We start from the raw sequence: 18,622 nt of genomic DNA on the forward strand, positions 1-18,622 counted from the left end.
TAGGCTATTCTTTACTGTAATGAATGGCTATGTTCGAATTTTGTATCGCCTTTTGCCTCTATGTCATGTTTATTATCCCAAAAAGTGCCTGAAACTATGGAATAGCTCGATGATCTTGAATGTTGAAGTCTTTCATCACGTTCTCGCAGGATTTTCTTGCCAAAAAAAGTGCCTGCCAAATAGGTACTGATACCAATAGTTGCAGAAGCAGCCAGAAGGGGGGCGCTTGATTGGTGGTTGGGCTCTAAATGCACTCCCCCACCATAAGTGACATTGGTCATTGCATTGGCCTTCACTTTTTCATTGACTATCAGGTTCAAATAATCTGTGTGGATGGTTGTATTTTGAGACACAAAAAAGTCAAGGGGGAAAAATTCTGATGTAACTGGCCCAGTATAATCAGGCGTTTTCACTGAGCCAGTTATATTTGTTCCATTAAAAGGATAAGTGAAATGATATTTCGATAAATCCTTAATTGAAAAATCCAGAACATTTTTTGCCAAAAGACTGCTGAATGAGGCTATTGCCAAAGAATTGAAGAAGGATTCTGCGTTGACATGCAGATATTCTTTGTAAGAAGGGGGTTCCAGGTCAGTGCCGTACTTGGTAATAAAGTGGTGTTTGTCTTCTCTGTTTTGTTGCCATTTTTTAAGATTAGCCCCAAAAGTTCTTAAAGTGGTTCCGGAAAGAATAGCCAGCGAACTGATCATAAAAATAGTACCTGGATTGGCAAAATCATTCAATGCATAACTGCCACCGTCGGATTTTTCCAGTAAATCTCTGCGAAAAGGAATGGTTTGATTAAATCCATAATTAAATTCTACTGCAGTCACATCCAAATTAACTGTGCCTGCTACCCCAACTGATCCGAAGTACCCTGCTTTTATTGTTTCAGACATGGAGTAAGAGAGAGAGACCCCAGCGCCTCCGAGCAGGCAAGCTAATGATCCAGCTGCATTTAAAGAGTTTGCCGCGCCTTCGATTACGGTATTAGTAACCACGCGATACGCATTCCAAAATCGATCAGTCCATCCCATATTTAAAGTCTTTTGTTAAATGATAAAAAATAAATTCGCCACTTTGATTAAGTACGAATCAGTGATGTTGGAAAGAATAACATATTTTTTTTAAAAGCCAGATTTATTTGTGGCAAAAAATAGCATTTAGTAGAAAAATAGCCCCTTTGTGGTTTTGTTTAGGTCATTATGGAATGGTTTTCACGTTGACTAATGGTATTAACTATTACATATAATCGAAAGTTGTTGCTATATTTAAAATAAGTTATTAGCAATAATATGAAATGAAACTACACTCTATCAGCACAAACAAGATGCGCCTCATCATCAGCATGTGGCTTATATATCTGTTCGCGGTTTTGTTTCTTGTAGCAAGTCTTTTTACAATGCTTATTTTAATGATGGAATACACCCTCGTTTGCAAAAACAAACAATACCATTTGGCTAAGGAATGTGTTTTACACAGCAGAATTTATAATTTATATCACTCCAGCACCGAGTTAGGTGATTTAAAAGCAGCTGTAGTTAAAAGCAGTCGCTCAAGTAAAGGAAATACGCTTTATTATGTGGATTTGTTAACGGCTCAAGGTCCAGTCAATCTGACGGGGAGCAGTTCCAGCGGGCGTGACGATAAAGAAATTGCTGCCAACAGCATCAATAACTACATAAGTAATAGCTTGGAAACAACTTTTAAAGTGAGTTATCCAGCCTCGTGGTGGATGTATGGCTTATCCGTTTTTTTTCTATTGGTGGGTGCTCTGTTGCTTACCGTTAGAGGAGCAATTACTGATTTTGACAGAATATTAAAAACAATTGTAATCAAAAGAAAGGGATTGTTTAAGACAGAGGAAACCAAATTATCGTTTTCTGATGTAGATAAAATAATAGTCGAAGAGTCACTTGGGAGCAGAGGTACGAAAACTTATAGACTTGCCATCGCTCTAAAAGATAAGCCACCTATTCCTTTGGTAACAACGTATGATTCTTCTTTTGCTAAAAAAGAAAAAATTGCAAACCAATTAAATCAATTTATCCATGAGAACTGATTGCTGAATGGGGCACTTCAAAAAAAATTTATAAACGGGCTTAATAAAATCTTAAGTGAATCTGTATATAATGTATACATATTGCGTTAAAATAGTTGGGCTTTAGATTCTGGAGAAGGAAAGTAGCATGTCTAAATTTTTTACTTTGTTGATATGTATCTCAATTGGTTTATTAAGCTTCCCAACTTATGCTCAAAAAACGATACGACTTAGCCCTAACGAAACCAAGACGCTAAAAAATAGCACTTTATGGACTTTGAATGCGACCTGTAACGTACAGAGCAGCACGAAGGTTAATGGTAAAATAAAAATCATTGTTTTAAAGAACAATGGCAAAGTAAATGGTAAAAGCCTTTCAACCGGCCAGGGAACTTTTATTACAATAAAAAATAACAGCAGTATCTCGGTTAGTGCAGAATCAGGGACTCAAATTAATCTGATTAACTTGGGTAATCAAGAATTGCAAGCAGTTTGTTCTACTTAATTAAATCAATTTTTCTCAAACAAACTATTGAAAGTAATGGTTTGTTTTGTACGCTTGTTTATTCTGTTAATAATAGAGCCATGGATAAATAATCTCCACGATAGTCAGGGTTATTTACGCGTTTAATCATTTGATTGAGATACCCAATCTCTATAGTGCTGTTTTTACTGGTTCTATAACCTAAGCCAACAAATAAACGGTTTTGATCAAAGCCTTGATTACGTTGAAGATTGAAGTCATTCAGATGAAAAAAAGCTTCATCACTAATCACGGCTGCGTATTTAGGGTGTTTGGGAATAAAAATACTGGTTTTAAATAATTGTCTATACCGCCAGGCGGTATGAGTAGCTCTTTGGATAAAGCGCTCTTCCAAACGCGAACGAGCAGTAAGTCTTAAGCGAGTATATTCCTTGCTCCACAATAATTGTTGCCAAACTCGATTTTCGTTTACAGGAGGGTTGGCAAATGGTTGCGCAGTGTAAATTCTATCATATCCGAGCCATATAGTTGTTGTAGGCAAGAGTTCATATCCTATGCCAGGGCGTAATATTAGTTGGGACAATTGCGAAATATTTTCACCAACTCTATCTTGTATCTCAAGCCAATATCTTATTTTGCGATGTTGCTTATTGATTGGTCCTATCGCATTCATAAGTGTCCATAATTGAGTATCCCTTGTTGATGCTCTAACAGTGGCAAAATAGAACATTTGTACAATAAATAAAGTAGTCAATGCGAGCAGGAATTTTTTCTTTAGGTTGGGAGAGTATTGATAATTCATTATTTAAAAAGATTTAAAAAGTTACTGCACATCAGGTTTGAGAAACCATCGTCAATATTTTTTATTTTATTGTTCAATTTTTTTATAAAATAGCTGAGAGTCATTTTTTATAGTATTGATAGAATGATGTTAACCTTTTATTGTTTCTCAGATTATAGACAAAAATCAATAGATTTATTAAGCACTGGAGTCCTTTGTCGGTCGAAATAATACTTAAGGTTGAAAGAAGAGGTTATATATTTTAAGGTAAGTCCCATCATTTTCAATCTCAATTAATGCCTGATTGATTTTTTCAATCAGTTCTGCTTGATCTAATCTCGCGACAACTCCAAATCCTACTCCAAAAGGAAAACTGTCGCCCAATAACTTGCAGTCCGGTGTACTCGATGCCCAGTATTGCGCTTGATCGCTATTAGTCACTATTGCGCTAACTTGCGGATCTGTCAGCCCATTAAGTAAATCCATAAATGTTTCGTAATATTTAAATTGAATATTATTGTTAAAGTAGGCTTTTAAATAATCGGCAGTAGGTGAACCTAAATGAATTCCTATAGTCTTTCCTTTGAGATCGTCAATTTTTTTTATATTCGAGTTAGATGGTATAAGAAACTGGTGATAGCTGGCTTTGTAGGGAAGGCTGAATAAAAATCGTTCGCTTCTTTCAGGCGTAATATTAATGCTACCAATGCCTAAATTGATTGCACCAGAATTAATTTCAGCTAAAATTTGTTCAAATAACAATGGCTTGTATTGGCATTTTGCATTGATGCGCTCGCAAATCTCATCCATGAGTTCAATTTCAAAACCATAAAACTCATTTTTCTTGGAAGAATCGTTGACTTGAGTTTCAAACGGAGGATTATAAGATAAGGTCCCTATGGTCAAATTAAGAGCATAGGCTCTATAAAAGGGAATAACCAGTAGCAAAGAACATAAATAAATTCTGAGGCGAACCATTTAAATATCCTTTTTATATAGTTATTTATTATTTTAGCCTTATTTTTGAAAAATAAAAGAACGGTTAGATTTATATTTTTTCATAAATCAGGGCGCTTTACCTTGTATAGAACAGAGCAAGTAAATTGCTAGTTGTACTGGGTTTGTTAAGTTAATGATATCAAGCAGAAGAACTTTGCCCTGAGAAACGATAAGTCACTTGAGGCTCCAGGTCATTTTGCTTCTCTAACCAATTGATTAATTTTGGCCGGAATAATTTAAAAAACAAATAGAACCGGTTGCTTGAACGAATTTGTGCTATTTCATCCCTTGCGTACAGTTCTGCAATCTCGGATGGTGTTGTTAATTTTAAATTTAAGGCTATTTTATCCATATGGAAAGCAATATCCGTCAGCGCACAATCACTTAACTTGAATTCACCATCAATGATTTCTTTGCCATTTAATTTTAAATCTTTCAAAGTGAATTGATGTTGATAGAAATATTCACAAGTTTTTCCATTGGCTGCTTTTAATTGGGGATCCGCCCCAGCAATCTCTAGCTCCCTGATTAGCTCATCAAAATGATAAAAATTAGCCCAGTGCAGCGCGGTCATGCCATGATGATCTCTTTGATTGACATCACAGCCTAATTCCTGCATTTTCGCTAAAATCAATCGGGCTGACTCTTTATCAGCAAGTTTACAAGCTAATAAAAGTGCTGTATTTTCATAAGAGCATTTTATTAGTAAATTGCGATTGGCAAAGGCTAATGTCCGTTCCAGATTCCCTTTATCACTCTCAATAACGGCCAGATGCAAAGGCGTGTTTGTTGGTACCTGATCGTCATAGCTTTCTTTACTGGGGAGGCTCATTGCGCAAAAGGATGGCAAAATTTCTCTCAAGAAAGACAGAGCGCTGTCGTGCGATGGTTCTTCATGATAGAGTGAAAAAAAAGCGTCAAGAGCATCTGGTTGATTGAGGAGTGGATAGATCACTTCCAGAATTTCCTCAGTTAACAAATCGTTAATTTGTAATTTAAGCAATAATGACTCATACTTTTCTATGATTTGCCCATTACATAAATGGGGAGTCATATTATTCATAAAACTTTGGCTTAATATGCCTAGTTTATGCGTAGTGCTCATAAATTTTGAAAGTGCCCTAAGATCAGGAATACCAAGATTCTTGGTGATTAATAAATGAGCAATGGCAGGAATGAAATCGCTGGGCGTTGCCTGGGTTAACCCAAACAGTTCAAAAAGAAGAATCCATTCATCGTATTGCTCAAATACGCCATCCCCCTGGTAAATTTGCAGAGGAGGCACTTTCGTTATGTTAGTATATCGTTCCAGTTTGTTTTTTTGAGCCAAATAGGCTGCTAACTCATAGGTTTTATTATCTTCAGGTGGAAGCATCCTGACTGCTTCAACCAAAGCAGTTCTTGATAGAGAGCTCGTATTTTCATCAACATAGATGCGGAGAGCCAAGGTAGGATTGGAGATTTTCTTGTGCTTAATGAAACTAATTAAATGGATTAATTCCGTTAATTGTTGAAATTGCCGTTCTGTCAATTTTCTCTTAAAGCCTTCAGCTACTCTGATTTCAATTTCATCGATGGGAATGTCTGGAGTGTCAATGATTGCCAGGAACCAGTCGGTAAAAGTAATTGTTTCAATATGGGGAATTGTTGCGGCCATAAGCATTCCTTAAATAAATTGTCAATATTATAAACAAAAAGCTTTATTTTGATAACAATAAAATGACATTTTGTAAAATAAATACAATGCAAGAGTTTTAAGCGTCATAGAGTCCAATTGTATGGCGTCGGGTGGTTTATAGGGCGAAAACGGATGAGCAAGGCTTTATTTAAAATTGCAAGAATTAATTATTCATTTTGTAGATAGTCAATCTTCTTATGGATTACTATTTGTAAGTAAGGTAAATAGTGGGAGTAACCATCTTGAAATTTCGGTTCCGTTTTTATCTGGGTATTGTTCTTTTAATTTTGGCGATAGTATGTCCTTTGCTGATCCCATTAATTGTGCAATCCAATTTCTCAGTGCTGATAAAGGGGTTTCTATCTTCAATGTTAGTGTTTGGTCTTCCAGAAATTTTGATAGTCTTAGCTATCGCTTTACTTGGAAAAGAGGTGTATGGCCTTATCGAGCAAAAAATTAAAAATATCCTTTTTAAGGAAAAAGTCTCAAAGACTCGTTATCGTTTAGGTTTGGTTTTCTTTGCCTTTCCATTGGTTATAGGGTTGCTGGAGGTGTTTGTAAAAGAAATTACCTTAGCCTATGGAAGTTATTATTATTGGGTGGAAATTATTTGGACAACGATGTTTGCTTTAAGCTTTTTTATTTGCGGGAAACAATTTTGGGATAAATTTAAATCTCTATTTATTTATGATTCTTATGTTGTTTTTGAAAAAAATAAAAAATGAGCTTATTAATTATAATTGTTTCTAGTTTAGTCCGTCCTCCTTATAGCGTTCGCTATCTGGCGATTCACAATATTCATTGATTTTAGGCAAGCTTAATTTATTAATATGTTCTTGCCCTGGCAATATCTCTATTCCCCATAGGGAGAATATGGGGTTGTCATCTATCGTGTATCTCGCATCTGCGAGGATTAAGGGATTTTTATTGGCAACAATTAGAAATCCATCAGTAAACCAGTGAAATGTAGCCAAATCACTTTTTTGTCCGGATGACAAAGCAAAAGGAATCATTGATTCATTAAAGCTTAAAGCCTGCCGAATCAGTCTGATTGTGGTTGGATAAAAAAGAGACGTTTTCGCTTCCGCGATAATTAAACAATCTTGTTGCTTGGCTATGATGCGCCAATAAGTAGAGCTGGCCAATTTAGGCAGGGCACGAGGATGGTTTATTTTGAAGTTATTAGTCGTAGCGTATTGGTGAATGCCATCTACAGCGCGATTATGTAATATCGTATTAAAAATCAGAAATAAAATGCAGAAAAACAGGCTTGCAATTACTGCCTTTTGATTTTGATAGATGACTGACCAGGCTGTTCCTAGCAATAGAGGTAAGGTAAATACGGGATCAATAATAGAAATAATATCCCAACTAATACGACTATCGCTCCAGGGCCAAAACAAAACGGTGCCGTAAGAAGTCAATGAATCCAATAAACAATGAGTTGCATAACCAACGAGAGAGGCTCCAATGGTTATTTTCCAATATTGTCTATATTGTGAAAAACACAATAGAAACAGTGCAACTATCAGACCTCCAATTGGGATAAACATTAAGGAATGCGTAAGATAACGGTGCCATTGCTCAAGGCTCAATGGTTCTTGGCTAAAACGAATAAAAACATCCAAATCCGGAGCCATCCCTGCTAAGGCACCTGCTTGCCAGGGGATTCTCTTGTCATATTTTCCTAAAGCCGCTTGTGCACAAGCGGCACCTAAAGCACCGTGAGTTATCGGATCCATTTTTTACTTAACAGGCTGATAAACAATGAAAATGCGCTTCTTCTGAGAAAGGTAAGGCTTTAATTTCATTGAAAAAATAAGTATTATATGCTGCAAAAAAATTTTTATAGATACTTTTTAAAAATAAAAGTAATTTTTTTCAATTTTAATTGGATTTACTGTTCTAATAATAATTGATTTTACTCAATTTGATGGGTTTTACAATGATAAGGACGTTTCTTACAGCATTCCTCATGCTGCTTTGTTCACTTGCTTTAGCACAAGAGAAGGTTGTCACTCAATTTTTTAAGGAAGTTAATTCTTCCATAGCAATTTCAGAAGGAAAAGCGAATATCCAGGCAAGCCGATATCGTGTTGTTGATATCGATGTTAACCAGCTTTACGCAGAATTGGAAAATGCGCCTCATCGCGATGGTATAAGCACAGGCATACCCCTTCAACTTGAACTTCCTCAGCCGGATGGAACTGTAAAACGTTATCAAGTGATGGAAAACAGCACTTTAGCTCCCGAATTAAGTACAAAATTTCCAGAAATTAAAACATATGATGCCTATGGGATTGATAATCCAGGGGAATTAGTAAAGTTTGATCTGACACCTCAAGGTTTTCATGCCATGATCTTAAGTCCAGGTAGAGATACAGTCTTTATTGATCCTTTAATAAAGGGTAATACGCAGTACTACATGATTTATTACAAAAAAGATTTCATTACTTCCAAAAAAATGAAGTGCGGTGTGAAAAATCAAAATCAACCTCTTATAAATGCGGCTTCAAAAAGAGATTTCACTGATTTTAATCCCTGTGTATTAAAAAAATATCGTCTTGCATTGGCGGCAACGGCACAATATACCCAATTTCATGGGGGTACAGTACCTCAAGCACTTGCTGCGGAGGCAACTACTGTCAACAGGGTCAACGGTATCTATGAAATCGATATGGCAATCACCATGCAAATTATTGCTAATAACAATTTGATTATTTACACAGACCCGAATAACCAGCCCTATACCAGCGGCGATCCTGATAAAATGATTGGTGAAAATCAGGCAAATATCGATAAAGAGATTGGAGCAGCTAATTACGATATAGGTCATGTGGTTGACGCCGCTGGTAGTGGATTGGCTCAAACTCCAAGCGTGTGTATAAACGGTGAAAAAGCAATGGGTGTAACTGGGCAAAGTAATCCTGTTGGAGACCCATTTGATGTCGGTTATGTTGCCCATGAAATAGGACATCAATTTGGTGCGAATCATGTACAAAATAATAATTGTCAAAGAAATAACCCTACTGCTGTAGAGCCTGGAAGCGGCAGTACGATTATGAGCTATGCGGGAATTTGCGACCCTAATGTCCAAGATGATTCTGATCCCTATTTTAATGGTATTAGTTTGCAAGAAATGGGGAATTTTGTTTCTGATGCAACACATACTTGTCCTGTAAAGACATCAATACCCTCTGCTCCGGTAATTCAAGGAACGAATGGTGGGGTTAAAATACCAGCACAAACGCCTTTTGCTCTAACTGCTACAGCAACTAAAAGTGGAGGTAATGAGGCATTAACTTTTGCATGGGAGCAACAGAATAATGAAGCATCACAGCAGCCTCCTGTCAGCACCTCAAGAGTTGGACCAAATTTTAGAAGTTTCTCTCCTCAAGTATCGGGGACACGTTATTTTCCCAATTTAAATGCTTTGGCTAATAATGGCCCCTTTACCTGGGAAGTTTTACCTTCAGTCTCCCGCACCTTGAAGTTCAGGGTAACCGTACGCAGGAATACTCCCGGAGGTTCTTGCAATGCTTATACAGATACTACCTTATCTGTAGAAAGTAAGGCTGGACCTTTTGTAGTGACAAATCCCACCGAGTCAGGTATTACCTGGACTGGTATCTCACCAAGGACAGTTACTTGGGACGTAGCCAATACTAACCTTCCTCCAATAAATGCCCGATTTGTAAACATTCTATTATCAATAGATGGAGGGCAAACTTTTCCTTTTACCCTCTTATCAAATGTCGACAATACAGGAAGTGAGGTAATCTGTGTTCCTAATCTGAATTCGTCAACAGCAAGAATTATGGTGCAGGCATCAAATGGGACTTTTTTTAATGTTTCCAAAAACAATTTGACAATTATTCCAGTTCCACCTCGACCACCAGAGTTAACGCGCGCTGATCGAAATCCTATGGATACTTCTAAGGCTTTTATTCTCTATGCGAATTGCATTCCAACTGGCAATGATGTGTATACGGTGAATGGATTGCCTCCTGGTGCAACAGTAAGATTTGATGCAAATAATCGACGATTTATCATTGAGAATATTAATACACCGAAAAGAGTGCGTAATGTGACTATTACCGCAACGGATGAAAACGGTGTTAGCAGAACTTCAAATGCAATTACTATCCCCAGTATTTTATAAAAAGGGCTCAATATGAATAGATATTCCATATTTTTTTTAATTTTTTGTACTTTATCACTGGAATCTCATGCCAGTTTGTATTCAGGAATTAATTTGGGAATCAATGCTGTTAAAATCAATAAAAATCTGGTCTACCCGCTGGAAGATCCTGTGCCAACAACTTCCAGTTTCAATAGTGCTTATACTGATTTTCATGGACAATTGATTGCAGGTTATGATTTTTCTCTTGCCCCAAAAATATCTGCTGCAGTTGAGGCAAATATAGACTTGTTTACAGGTAAGGCAAAACACAGAATTACCGAATGGTATTTTAATGAGGATGTGTATGCAGAAGAGCAGTTAAAAGTAGGTTATTCGTTATTTTTGTTACCCACCTATCATTTAAATAACATGGTTCAATTTTTTGTAGGTCCAGGCGTGTCATCGAGTCGATTTAATATTGCTTTTAGTAATACTGCTGGAAACGTAGGGGTCAGTGATAGTTTGAATGAATGGCTGACCGGGATAAGTATTAAGGCGGGTTCAATAACAAAGCTAACTCGCAATATAGACTTACTTTTAACCTATCAATTCACACAATATAACAGTGTTACCGGGGTTCAAATGGAACCTTTATCCGAAGATACGTTGAGAGGGAGCTATAAGCCAAACGTAAACACAGTGCTAATAGGTTTTAAAGTACACCCTTCAGATGAAATCACAAAAGACACTTAATCTCAGTTATGGATAAGACCTCAATTGCAGTTATTTGAGGTTTCCTATCCTTAACTGATTTTAAATAATCAAACTGAGCACGCCATGTCGTGGCCGCAGCAAACAGGTGATTTGATTTGACCGCATCCGTTGGGGCATTTTGCTACTTGAACTTTATTCCCATCATTTTTGACTATGGTGCCACTAACCAACAATGCGTCACATTTACTGCAGGTTAAATTTTTTACGCCCATACCACATTGATTGCATTTACATTCCATTATAATGACTCCCTGTTATTTAAGTAGAAAAACTTTTATTAATTATAATCCATACTAAATTGAATTGGATTCTTCATTAGATTTCTGTCCTAGCAAGACTTCATTGACGCTTTCTCTAATACTTTCTGTTATTGCACTAAGGTTTAAGTGATCTTCTGTTAAACCAAATGGTTCTTCTAAATTTCGAGCAATTCCCTCTATGGCGATGATTAAATAGGTAATAATAATGGTAGCAGGTATTGCCCAAACTCCAAGCGTATCGATTAGGCTGCAAGGTAAAAAAAGGATAAAAATAATGAATACATGCTTTACAAAAACCCGAAATGAAAGCGAGATAAATGTATTTTTAATACGCTCGCAACCGCCGCAAATATCCATAAATTTGCTAAATTCGTTATCCAATAACCATAGATTCAATCTTTTCGATGCTTTGGTCTTCTCAGAAAGCTCACGATACAGTTCTTGTGCAACATAAGACGGCACATGATTGGGAAGACTCACCATTTTTAAAAATTTTTTAAAATCATCCCGAGTACTTTTTTGCCTCAAATGGATGGCCAATACTTCACAAAACGTATTGATGAGTTCAGAGAATTTTTTAGCTTCATCGGCATTGGGTGATAACAATATCCTGATTTTTATTGCTAAATTACGACTGGCATTGACTAATTGACCCCACAGGGTTCTCGCTTCCCACCAACGTTCATAAGCCCGATTGCTTCTAAAAACCAAAAGCAAACCTAAAATGATGCCAAATACGCTTTGCGAATAGGATAGCCAGTTACTGGAATGCAAGTTATCTTGCTCAAACCAAAAATAAATAATGGCGCTGTAAACACCAACCAAAACGCTAATTCCAAGTACTTTCTTTAGGGCATGGGTGAAATGTACTTCTGAAAATAAATAGCTAACCATGGCAGTCCATTTGATTGTTTAGTTTTTCCAGAATAATAGAAACTGATCTTTCTATAAAGTGCTTTGTCAAAAAAGTGGGAGCAAAATAAGTAATAACCAGAGAATGCCAGTTATTACTTATTGTTCACTCTAAATTCTTAAAGAGCAATAGTCTGTTTATTAACAGTTACCACCATTTATGGGTGTTGATGAGTATTGGGTGCTGGTTGTTGGTGATAATGTTGATTCTGGGATGCGTAATAGGGTGAATGATGATGAGTTGTAAAAAAACTATTGGGATGGTACATAGGCAATTGCCCTGGAAAATGAGGAGGGTTCGGATTAACAACGACAGTGGTTTGTCCCTGGCTGACTTGTACAGTAGCATTTGATGGGTGAGAGTGTGTTGCAGGGTGATGATGTACTCGTTTCATAGATTATTATCCTTATAAAAATACAACTGCATTACATACATAAAACTGACGTTATTCAGGCTATTCAAAAATAACCTGAGTGCGAGATTGTAATGTAGATAGTTAAACAAGTACAGATAGTGTTAAAAATTTACTATTTTCACTTCCTGTTGCCTCAATATTATTAGCTTTTTGTGCTATAATTATGCGCATAGTGGTTATATAAACACACTGTTCTAGCCAAGACAATTAACATAACTTAATAAGCTAAGGAATAAGCACCAAGAGGGTGATTTGTATTTCTTTGTGTTTAACTAAATTTATTAAGGTCTTGTTATGGATTCTCTAGATTTAGATTTTTATGCCATTACCAGAGCTTTTTTATTTTTTTCGCTAATTGGTTTGATGGTAGTTCTTGAATATTTCTTTAGTTTTCATCGTTTGGGTAAAGCAGGGGTTAGAAGGCGAAGAGTCAGCAATTGGTATTTGGGAATCGTTAACATTATAGTTGCCCTTCCATTAAGCACCTTAACTACAGCGGCCTATTGTGAGTATTACCAAATAGGATTATTTAACTTGCTGAAGGTACCTTTTGGGCTTGTCTTTATTTTATGGTTTATAATATATGATTTGTACGTGTACTTATTTCATCGCCTAAGTCATGCAACTTTCTTATGGCATTTTCATAAAATACATCATTCCGACAAATCGCTTAACGTAACAACGAGTTTTAGATTTCATCCTGTTGAATATATTTTATTCAATGCTTTAAAAATAGTTTTGATTATCCTTTTGGGTCCTTATTTCTTTGTCATATTAGTCTCCGATTTTATTCAAGCGATACTTGTATTCTGGGGACACAGCAACATTGCTTTGAATGCTAAACTTGAGCAAGCACTATCTCGAATAATTATTACTCCGAGATATCATGTGATGCATCATACGCAAGATGAATGTAGAAGAAATTATGCTGCAGGACTAACGCTATGGGACTATTTATTTCATACCCAAACAGAACCCCTTTGGAATAAAGATGATATCAATAAACTAACCCTCGGAGTCCAAACAAAAACAAATTGGTCTGAATTCAAAAATCTCTTATTAATAAATAAATTAATCCATTTTTTGGGCAGGCTACAATTTGTCTATTTCAAATTCCCCCTAATTACGATAGGAGTTGCAGTAATTTTTGGAATAGTTGAATTTTATTAATTACCTTAGCATGTAGGCTTTAGTTAAAAATATAGCCAGTTTTTAAAAACTTATTTTAGGGAACCATAACTAATGATTCCCTATACATAGATTGTTATCAAATTTTGGTAGCTTCTAGTTATGTTAAAAAGAAATTTATTTCCCATGCTGAAAAGAAGTAGCCGGTTGATGTTGTCTGGATGTGTCTTCACCATGGCAAAGTTTATAAAAAAAACAATAAAGATTATAATAAGGTGATGCACCAGGAATAAAATCGGGGGCATTATTTCTTCTCACTTCCTTCTTTTGTTCTTGTTCCGAAGTTGGTTTATCAGTCTCTTTTTTTTGCATGTTATTTGTTGATTTCATAAATCTTATCCTTGATTAAGAAAATAGATTGAATTTTAAGTATCGTTCAAACCAGGAAAGAGAGTTCCGGTTTGTTTACAAATGAACCGTTTTATTGCTCATGGCTTGGTGATTATAGTTCAGACAGGTGATCAATTGTAGTAGTTGTCCCAGATGTGTTATGTTTATCTGACTGACAGGAATTGAGGTGCCAGAACAAGGAATAGATAATGAACTGTTTTCCTTTCTTTGCAAAAAAAAATAAAAAAAATAACGAAGAAAAAGCGGAAAAAATATTCAGCGTATTTCCTGCAGGTACTTCTATAAATAAAACAACGGTAAAGGAAATTTGTTTTACAGATATCTTTTGTGACACCCATCCTTTTGTTTGGTATTACTATCCAGAACATAATCTGGCAATTTGGACTTCAAGGCTGGCAGGGACAACCCAAGAATATCCGGCAGATTATTTGCTTAATCAACTTGCAAAAATTCCTGGAATTACCATCGACCAAGGTGATGCAGCCATCAAGGATGTTAGTACTTTCCTCCAGGGCCATCAAATGATTCCTATTAGAAACAACGAAAGCTGGCGGTATATCAAGTCTTCTTCTTTCTCAATGAGTTAATGAATAGATTGAAAGCAGGTCCTTGTTCTTGATAATGGAAGATTTTGCTGGCTCAGTTTCGCAAGTGATGCGCAAGGGATATTCAAATGATTTCTCTCATCTTATTGATTGCATAGAGCCCACACATAATGAAACATTAGAAAGTTATAATCATAATAATATACAATGAGCTCATTTAAATTCCTAAATGAGCAAGACATGAAACCTACTGATAAAAAACACTGGTCTAAAATCGAATATCTACACCAAAGCGTAAAAAATCCAAACATCCATATCAAGGGTAAACACAGTTATTATAGCGATGCCTGGACTGGTAGTTTTGAGGAAACCGTCGTTCGGTATCTTTATGGAGATGAATACAGTTTACAAACCTGGCAACCACAATGGCAGATTGATCAATTATATATTGGTGATTATGTTTGTATTGCTGCTGAAGTGATAATTCTGTTAGGTGGAAACCATAATCACCGAGCGGACTGGTTTTGTTTGTATCCATTTGCAGATAAATACGTAGAGGCTTATCAAGGCAAAGGCGATACTATTATTAAGGATGGTGTCTGGCTTGGCATGCGTGCTGTTATTATGCCAGGCGTTACTATTGGCGAAGGAGCAATAGTGGCTGCAAGCAGTATTGTAACCAAAGATGTGGAGCCCTACAGCATTGTTGCTGGAAATCCTGCGAAACCAGTCAAAAAAAGATTTGCAGAAAACGTGATTGAACGAATTCTGGCCTTAGGTATTTATTCCTGGAGCGAAGCCAAATTTAACTTATTAAAAGACTATATTTGCAGCAATAACATAGATAAATTAGAGCAGGCTAGCAGGAGCTATGATCAAAACCATACCATAGAAAGCAAATGATAAATATCAGGAAATTAAGATTAGGTGATGAATCCACCTTGGAAACTTTTTTAAAATCTCATGCTGATGAGAGTATGTTTTTACGCAGCAATCTCTATCATTCCGGGTTGTCTTATCATGATAAGCCTTTTCATGGGGATTATTTTGCTGCATTTGATACCAACAAAAAGATAAGCGGTGTATTAGCCCATTATTGGAACGGCAATGTCATTGTGCAGTGCCCTGATTTCAATGTTTTAACAGCACTAGTGGGCACTTTTCAAAAAGCCGCTACCCGAGAAATTGCAGGTATTCTCGGCGAAGATCAGCAAGCCGATGTTGTCATGAAACAACTCCAGCTGGAGCATGTAGATTATGCCGTGAATTACCCGGATGGGCTATACGCACTTAATTTACAGAATCTAGCAATGCCAGGTAATCAAGACAGATATCAACTGAAAGTCGCCAAAGACTGTGATAAATGTTTATTATATGAATGGCTTAGAGCTTATCAAATCGAAGCCTTAGGTGCTGAAGAAGACAGTTCGATTTTAAAAGAGCAAGTAGAGAGTGAAGTGAAAAGTACTCTCGAAGGCAATGATCGTTGGGTTTTAGAGGAGAACGGCACCCCTGTCTCGCTATGCAGTTTTAACGCAAGATTATCAGATATTGTCCAGGTTGGACCGGTATGGACACCAGTTACGTTGCGGGGGCGAGGATATGCTCGAACAGTTGTTGCGCTTAGTCTTAGTGCAGCCCAAAAAAGTGGAGTGAGTCGAGCGGTATTATTTACTAATAATCAAGCTGCCGTACGAGCTTACCAGGCAATTGGTTTTAATAAAGTAGGCAATTATCGATTGGCCATATTAAAAAAACCAATACTCTTGACACGTTAATTGTGAATACCTGTTAAAACAGTAAAAGTATTTATTGATAGGAAATAAAACGATGGATATGGATATTAAACATAAGCCTTTGAAGCGTGAACTCAGTCTATTTGGCGCTACGATGATGGGGCTCGGCTCTATTGTCGGGACGGGTGTTTTTGTCAGCATCGGAATTGCGGCGGGTGTCACAGGACCATCCGTCATTCTTGCTATTGCTTTGGCAGCACTTGTTGCTACCTGTAATGCGTTTTCCAGCGCTCAACTTGCCGCAAATCATGCTGTTAGTGGAGGTACTTATGAATACGGATATCGTTATTTACATCCTGCTTTTGGTTTCACTGCCGGTTGGATGTTTTTATGCGCGAAGAGTGCTTCCGCTGCAACGGCCGCGCTTGGCTTTGCCGGTTATTTTATTCACCTGTCAGGTTTAGAGACAGTGCCTGTCATACCTATCGCTTTAGCAGTGTCTATCACACTAATACTTTTAGTCTTAAGTGGACTCAGAAGAACAAATACAGTGAATATTATTATTGTAATGATTACATTAATAACCTTAACCGTTTTTATAATAAGCGGATTACCTGATTTCATGCAAAGGGGAACTGCTAATCTGAGGCCCTTCTTTCCTGTTTCAAAACAAGAAGGATTAAGTCATTTTTTTTATGCCACTGCTTTAATGTTTGTGGCTTATACCGGTTATGGGAGAATTGCAACATTAGCGGAAGAGGTTAAAAATCCAGGAAAATTTATTCCTGCAGCGATTATTATCACTCTGATGGTGAGCGCCGTACTTTATATTCTGGTGGGTCTTGTTGCTATTGGAGCTGTAGGGGTTGAAAAACTGGCCCAAGTGACTGAAACAAACGCAACTCCTTTAGAGAGCGCGGCACGAGCCATTGGTATCCCCGGATTGAGTGTTCTGGTCTCCATTGGGGCATGCACGGCCATGTTAGGGGTATTACTCAATTTAATACTTGGGTTATCTCGTGTGGCTTTAGCTATGGGTAGAAAAGGCGATTTACCGAAGATGTTTTGCTATGTATCAGAAACAAGGCATGTTCCTGTTTCCGCTGTCATTGGAGTTGGAGTTGTAATTATTGCTCTGGTATTGACTGGAAGTGTTGAAACAACATGGACTTTCAGTGCGTTTACAGTTTTAATCTATTACGCAATTACTAACCTCGCTGCCTTGCATTTGCCTAAAGAGGAGCAATTGTATCCACCTCTGTTTGCTATCGGAGGCTTACTGTCCTGCCTTTTCCTGGCGTTTTGGGTTCCAATTGGAGTATGGATAACGGGAATCAGTTTACTTTTCCTGGGGCTTCTTTGGAAAGTTGTTGCCAATCGTTTTTTATAAAGGCAAGAAAAAAAGACGGATGTATTCTAGAATAAACAAGAAGATCAGAGAAAAGGAACCGCAATGATCGATGGAATTATGGTTTTATGGTTTATTTTACTGATGCTCTCTTTGGCTTTTATTGCTTATGATGTGAGGGAGATGCCAATTGATTGGGTGCAAAAACTAGGATGGGTATTGGTCGTGGCTTATACCGGCCCTTTAGGCTTGTTTTTTTATTTTTTGACTTGCAGAAGCCCAGGTAAAGGATTGCATGCTTTATATACCAAAGCGCAATGGAAACAGGCGGTTAATTCCGAAGTTCATTGTCTGGCTGGTGATGCGACAGGGATCATCTTCGCGGCAATTTTTTTATCTTTTATTGATTTAAGCAATGGTGTAGAGCTTATTCTCGAGTATATTTCAGCCTTTTTCTTTGGTTGGGTTATTTTTCAGGCTGGAATGATGAGAAGTATGTATTCAAGCTATGGAGAAGCTTTAAGGAAAACATTTTTTGCAGAAACCATATCTATGAATTTTGTGATGATGGGTATGATTCCTGTGATGATGATTTTAATGAACACATTAGACTATGGACGCAACCCGGCACATTTGCAATTTTGGTTTATTATGGGAATGGCTACTGTAGTCGGTGGTTTTCTGGCTTTTCCAATTAATAACTGGTTGGTTAAGAAAAAATTAAAGCATGGATGTATGACTTTGCCAGAGGGGGACGAACAAATCGAAGGGCATATGACCCATCATCATGGAGGTCATGAAGAGCATCTACAGGCACAAGCTAAAAGAATTGGTTCGAAAGTCATTCATGGACACACCCACGAAATGGGAAGCTTACCATTAAACATTCAATTGAAATATATCGGTATAAGTTTTGGAGTTTTATTGATTATTGTTTTGATAATGGCCTTTTTTGTTCCATTGAAAATATAACAGAGATTTTTATT

General features: G+C 36.9%; 19 protein-coding genes. 11 read left to right on the top strand and 8 right to left on the bottom strand.

All coding sequences use genetic code 11. The features are described 5' to 3' along the window. Positions 1 to 11 precede the first annotated feature (11 nt). A complete protein-coding gene (locus tag LPG_RS00160; RefSeq protein ID WP_010945795.1) occupies positions 12 to 1,037 on the bottom strand; it encodes a hypothetical protein in 1,026 nt (341 codons plus the stop codon). 263 nt (positions 1,038 to 1,300) lie between these two features. Between LPG_RS00160 and LPG_RS00165 the strand changes: the two genes are divergently transcribed. Next, positions 1,301 to 2,062, top strand: a complete 762-nt coding sequence (locus tag LPG_RS00165; RefSeq protein ID WP_010945796.1) for a hypothetical protein — start codon at positions 1,301 to 1,303, stop codon at positions 2,060 to 2,062. Between the two features lie 127 nt (positions 2,063 to 2,189). Next, on the top strand, positions 2,190 to 2,546 hold the full coding sequence (locus LPG_RS00170) for a hypothetical protein (protein WP_010945797.1): 357 nt from the start codon (positions 2,190 to 2,192) through the stop codon (positions 2,544 to 2,546). Between the two features lie 58 nt (positions 2,547 to 2,604). Here the strand turns inward: LPG_RS00170 and LPG_RS00175 are convergent, their stop codons facing one another. The 3 genes from LPG_RS00175 to ankQ form a co-directional block, all read right to left on the bottom strand. Then, positions 2,605 to 3,327 carry a DUF2490 domain-containing protein gene (locus LPG_RS00175; RefSeq protein ID WP_010945798.1) on the bottom strand — a complete coding sequence of 241 codons (723 nt, stop codon included), beginning with the start codon at positions 3,325 to 3,327 and terminating at the stop codon, positions 2,605 to 2,607. Positions 3,328 to 3,540: 213 nt separating this feature from the next. After that, on the bottom strand, positions 3,541 to 4,284 hold the full coding sequence (locus LPG_RS00180; RefSeq protein ID WP_010945799.1) for a transporter substrate-binding domain-containing protein: 744 nt from the start codon (positions 4,282 to 4,284) through the stop codon (positions 3,541 to 3,543). A 160-nt stretch (positions 4,285 to 4,444) separates the two neighbouring features. Then, a complete protein-coding gene (gene ankQ, locus LPG_RS00185; protein WP_010945800.1) occupies positions 4,445 to 5,968 on the bottom strand; it encodes a Dot/Icm T4SS effector AnkQ/LegA10 in 1,524 nt (507 codons plus the stop codon). A gap of 257 nt (positions 5,969 to 6,225) precedes the next feature. Here ankQ and LPG_RS00190 point away from each other — a divergent pair, with 257 nt between their 5' ends. Continuing rightward, positions 6,226 to 6,708, top strand: coding sequence for a transporter suffix domain-containing protein (locus LPG_RS00190; RefSeq protein WP_025862422.1), 483 nt, complete (start codon positions 6,226 to 6,228; stop codon positions 6,706 to 6,708). Between the two features lie 21 nt (positions 6,709 to 6,729). Here LPG_RS00190 and LPG_RS00195 read toward each other — a convergent pair whose 3' ends face one another. After that, positions 6,730 to 7,725: a metal-dependent hydrolase gene (locus tag LPG_RS00195; RefSeq protein ID WP_010945802.1), complete on the bottom strand. Its 996-nt coding sequence runs from the start codon at positions 7,723 to 7,725 to the stop codon at positions 6,730 to 6,732. 203 nt (positions 7,726 to 7,928) lie between these two features. On the opposite strand from LPG_RS00195, the gene LPG_RS00200 reads away from it, so the two are divergent. Both LPG_RS00200 and LPG_RS00205 read left to right on the top strand, forming a co-directional pair. Next, the gene (locus LPG_RS00200; RefSeq protein ID WP_016356699.1) at positions 7,929 to 10,145 is read left to right on the top strand and encodes a reprolysin-like metallopeptidase; all 2,217 of its coding nucleotides are present in this window, start codon (positions 7,929 to 7,931) and stop codon (positions 10,143 to 10,145) included. A 12-nt stretch (positions 10,146 to 10,157) separates the two neighbouring features. Then, positions 10,158 to 10,859, top strand: coding sequence for an outer membrane beta-barrel protein (locus tag LPG_RS00205; protein ID WP_010945804.1), 702 nt, complete (start codon positions 10,158 to 10,160; stop codon positions 10,857 to 10,859). 314 nt (positions 10,860 to 11,173) lie between these two features. Here the strand turns inward: LPG_RS00205 and LPG_RS00215 are convergent, their stop codons facing one another. Continuing rightward, positions 11,174 to 12,034 (bottom strand): bestrophin family protein, encoded by an 861-nt coding sequence (locus tag LPG_RS00215; protein ID WP_010945805.1) that lies wholly within the window; start codon positions 12,032 to 12,034, stop codon positions 11,174 to 11,176. A gap of 176 nt (positions 12,035 to 12,210) precedes the next feature. Then, positions 12,211 to 12,447, bottom strand: coding sequence for a hypothetical protein (locus LPG_RS00220; protein WP_014326579.1), 237 nt, complete (start codon positions 12,445 to 12,447; stop codon positions 12,211 to 12,213). A gap of 315 nt (positions 12,448 to 12,762) precedes the next feature. Between LPG_RS00220 and LPG_RS00225 the strand changes: the two genes are divergently transcribed. Further along, entirely contained in the window at positions 12,763 to 13,638 is an 876-nt protein-coding gene (locus LPG_RS00225; protein ID WP_010945806.1) for a sterol desaturase family protein, read from the top strand. Between the two features lie 135 nt (positions 13,639 to 13,773). Here LPG_RS00225 and LPG_RS00230 read toward each other — a convergent pair whose 3' ends face one another. Further along, positions 13,774 to 13,986, bottom strand: coding sequence for a lpg0045 family Dot/Icm T4SS effector (locus LPG_RS00230; RefSeq protein WP_010945807.1), 213 nt, complete (start codon positions 13,984 to 13,986; stop codon positions 13,774 to 13,776). Between the two features lie 209 nt (positions 13,987 to 14,195). Between LPG_RS00230 and LPG_RS00235 the strand changes: the two genes are divergently transcribed. The 5 genes from LPG_RS00235 to LPG_RS00255 all read left to right on the top strand — a co-directional run bounded on the left by LPG_RS00235 (position 14,196) and on the right by LPG_RS00255 (position 18,608). Beyond that, positions 14,196 to 14,594 (top strand): hypothetical protein, encoded by a 399-nt coding sequence (locus LPG_RS00235; protein ID WP_010945808.1) that lies wholly within the window; start codon positions 14,196 to 14,198, stop codon positions 14,592 to 14,594. A 198-nt stretch (positions 14,595 to 14,792) separates the two neighbouring features. Beyond that, a complete protein-coding gene (locus LPG_RS00240; RefSeq protein WP_025862423.1) occupies positions 14,793 to 15,455 on the top strand; it encodes a CatB-related O-acetyltransferase in 663 nt (220 codons plus the stop codon). Further along, positions 15,452 to 16,330, top strand: coding sequence for a GNAT family N-acetyltransferase (locus tag LPG_RS00245; protein ID WP_010945810.1), 879 nt, complete (start codon positions 15,452 to 15,454; stop codon positions 16,328 to 16,330). Before LPG_RS00240 ends, LPG_RS00245 begins: the two co-directional genes overlap by 4 nt. 52 nt (positions 16,331 to 16,382) lie before the next feature. Then, positions 16,383 to 17,678: an APC family permease gene (locus tag LPG_RS00250; RefSeq protein ID WP_016356701.1), complete on the top strand. Its 1,296-nt coding sequence runs from the start codon at positions 16,383 to 16,385 to the stop codon at positions 17,676 to 17,678. Between the two features lie 63 nt (positions 17,679 to 17,741). Then, entirely contained in the window at positions 17,742 to 18,608 is an 867-nt protein-coding gene (locus LPG_RS00255; protein WP_010945812.1) for a DUF4396 domain-containing protein, read from the top strand. The last annotated feature ends 14 nt before the right edge of the window (positions 18,609 to 18,622 follow it).

Origin of the sequence: Legionella pneumophila subsp. pneumophila str. Philadelphia 1 (genome assembly GCF_000008485.1) — a bacterium.
Taxonomy (GTDB): Bacteria; Pseudomonadota; Gammaproteobacteria; order Legionellales; family Legionellaceae; genus Legionella; species Legionella pneumophila.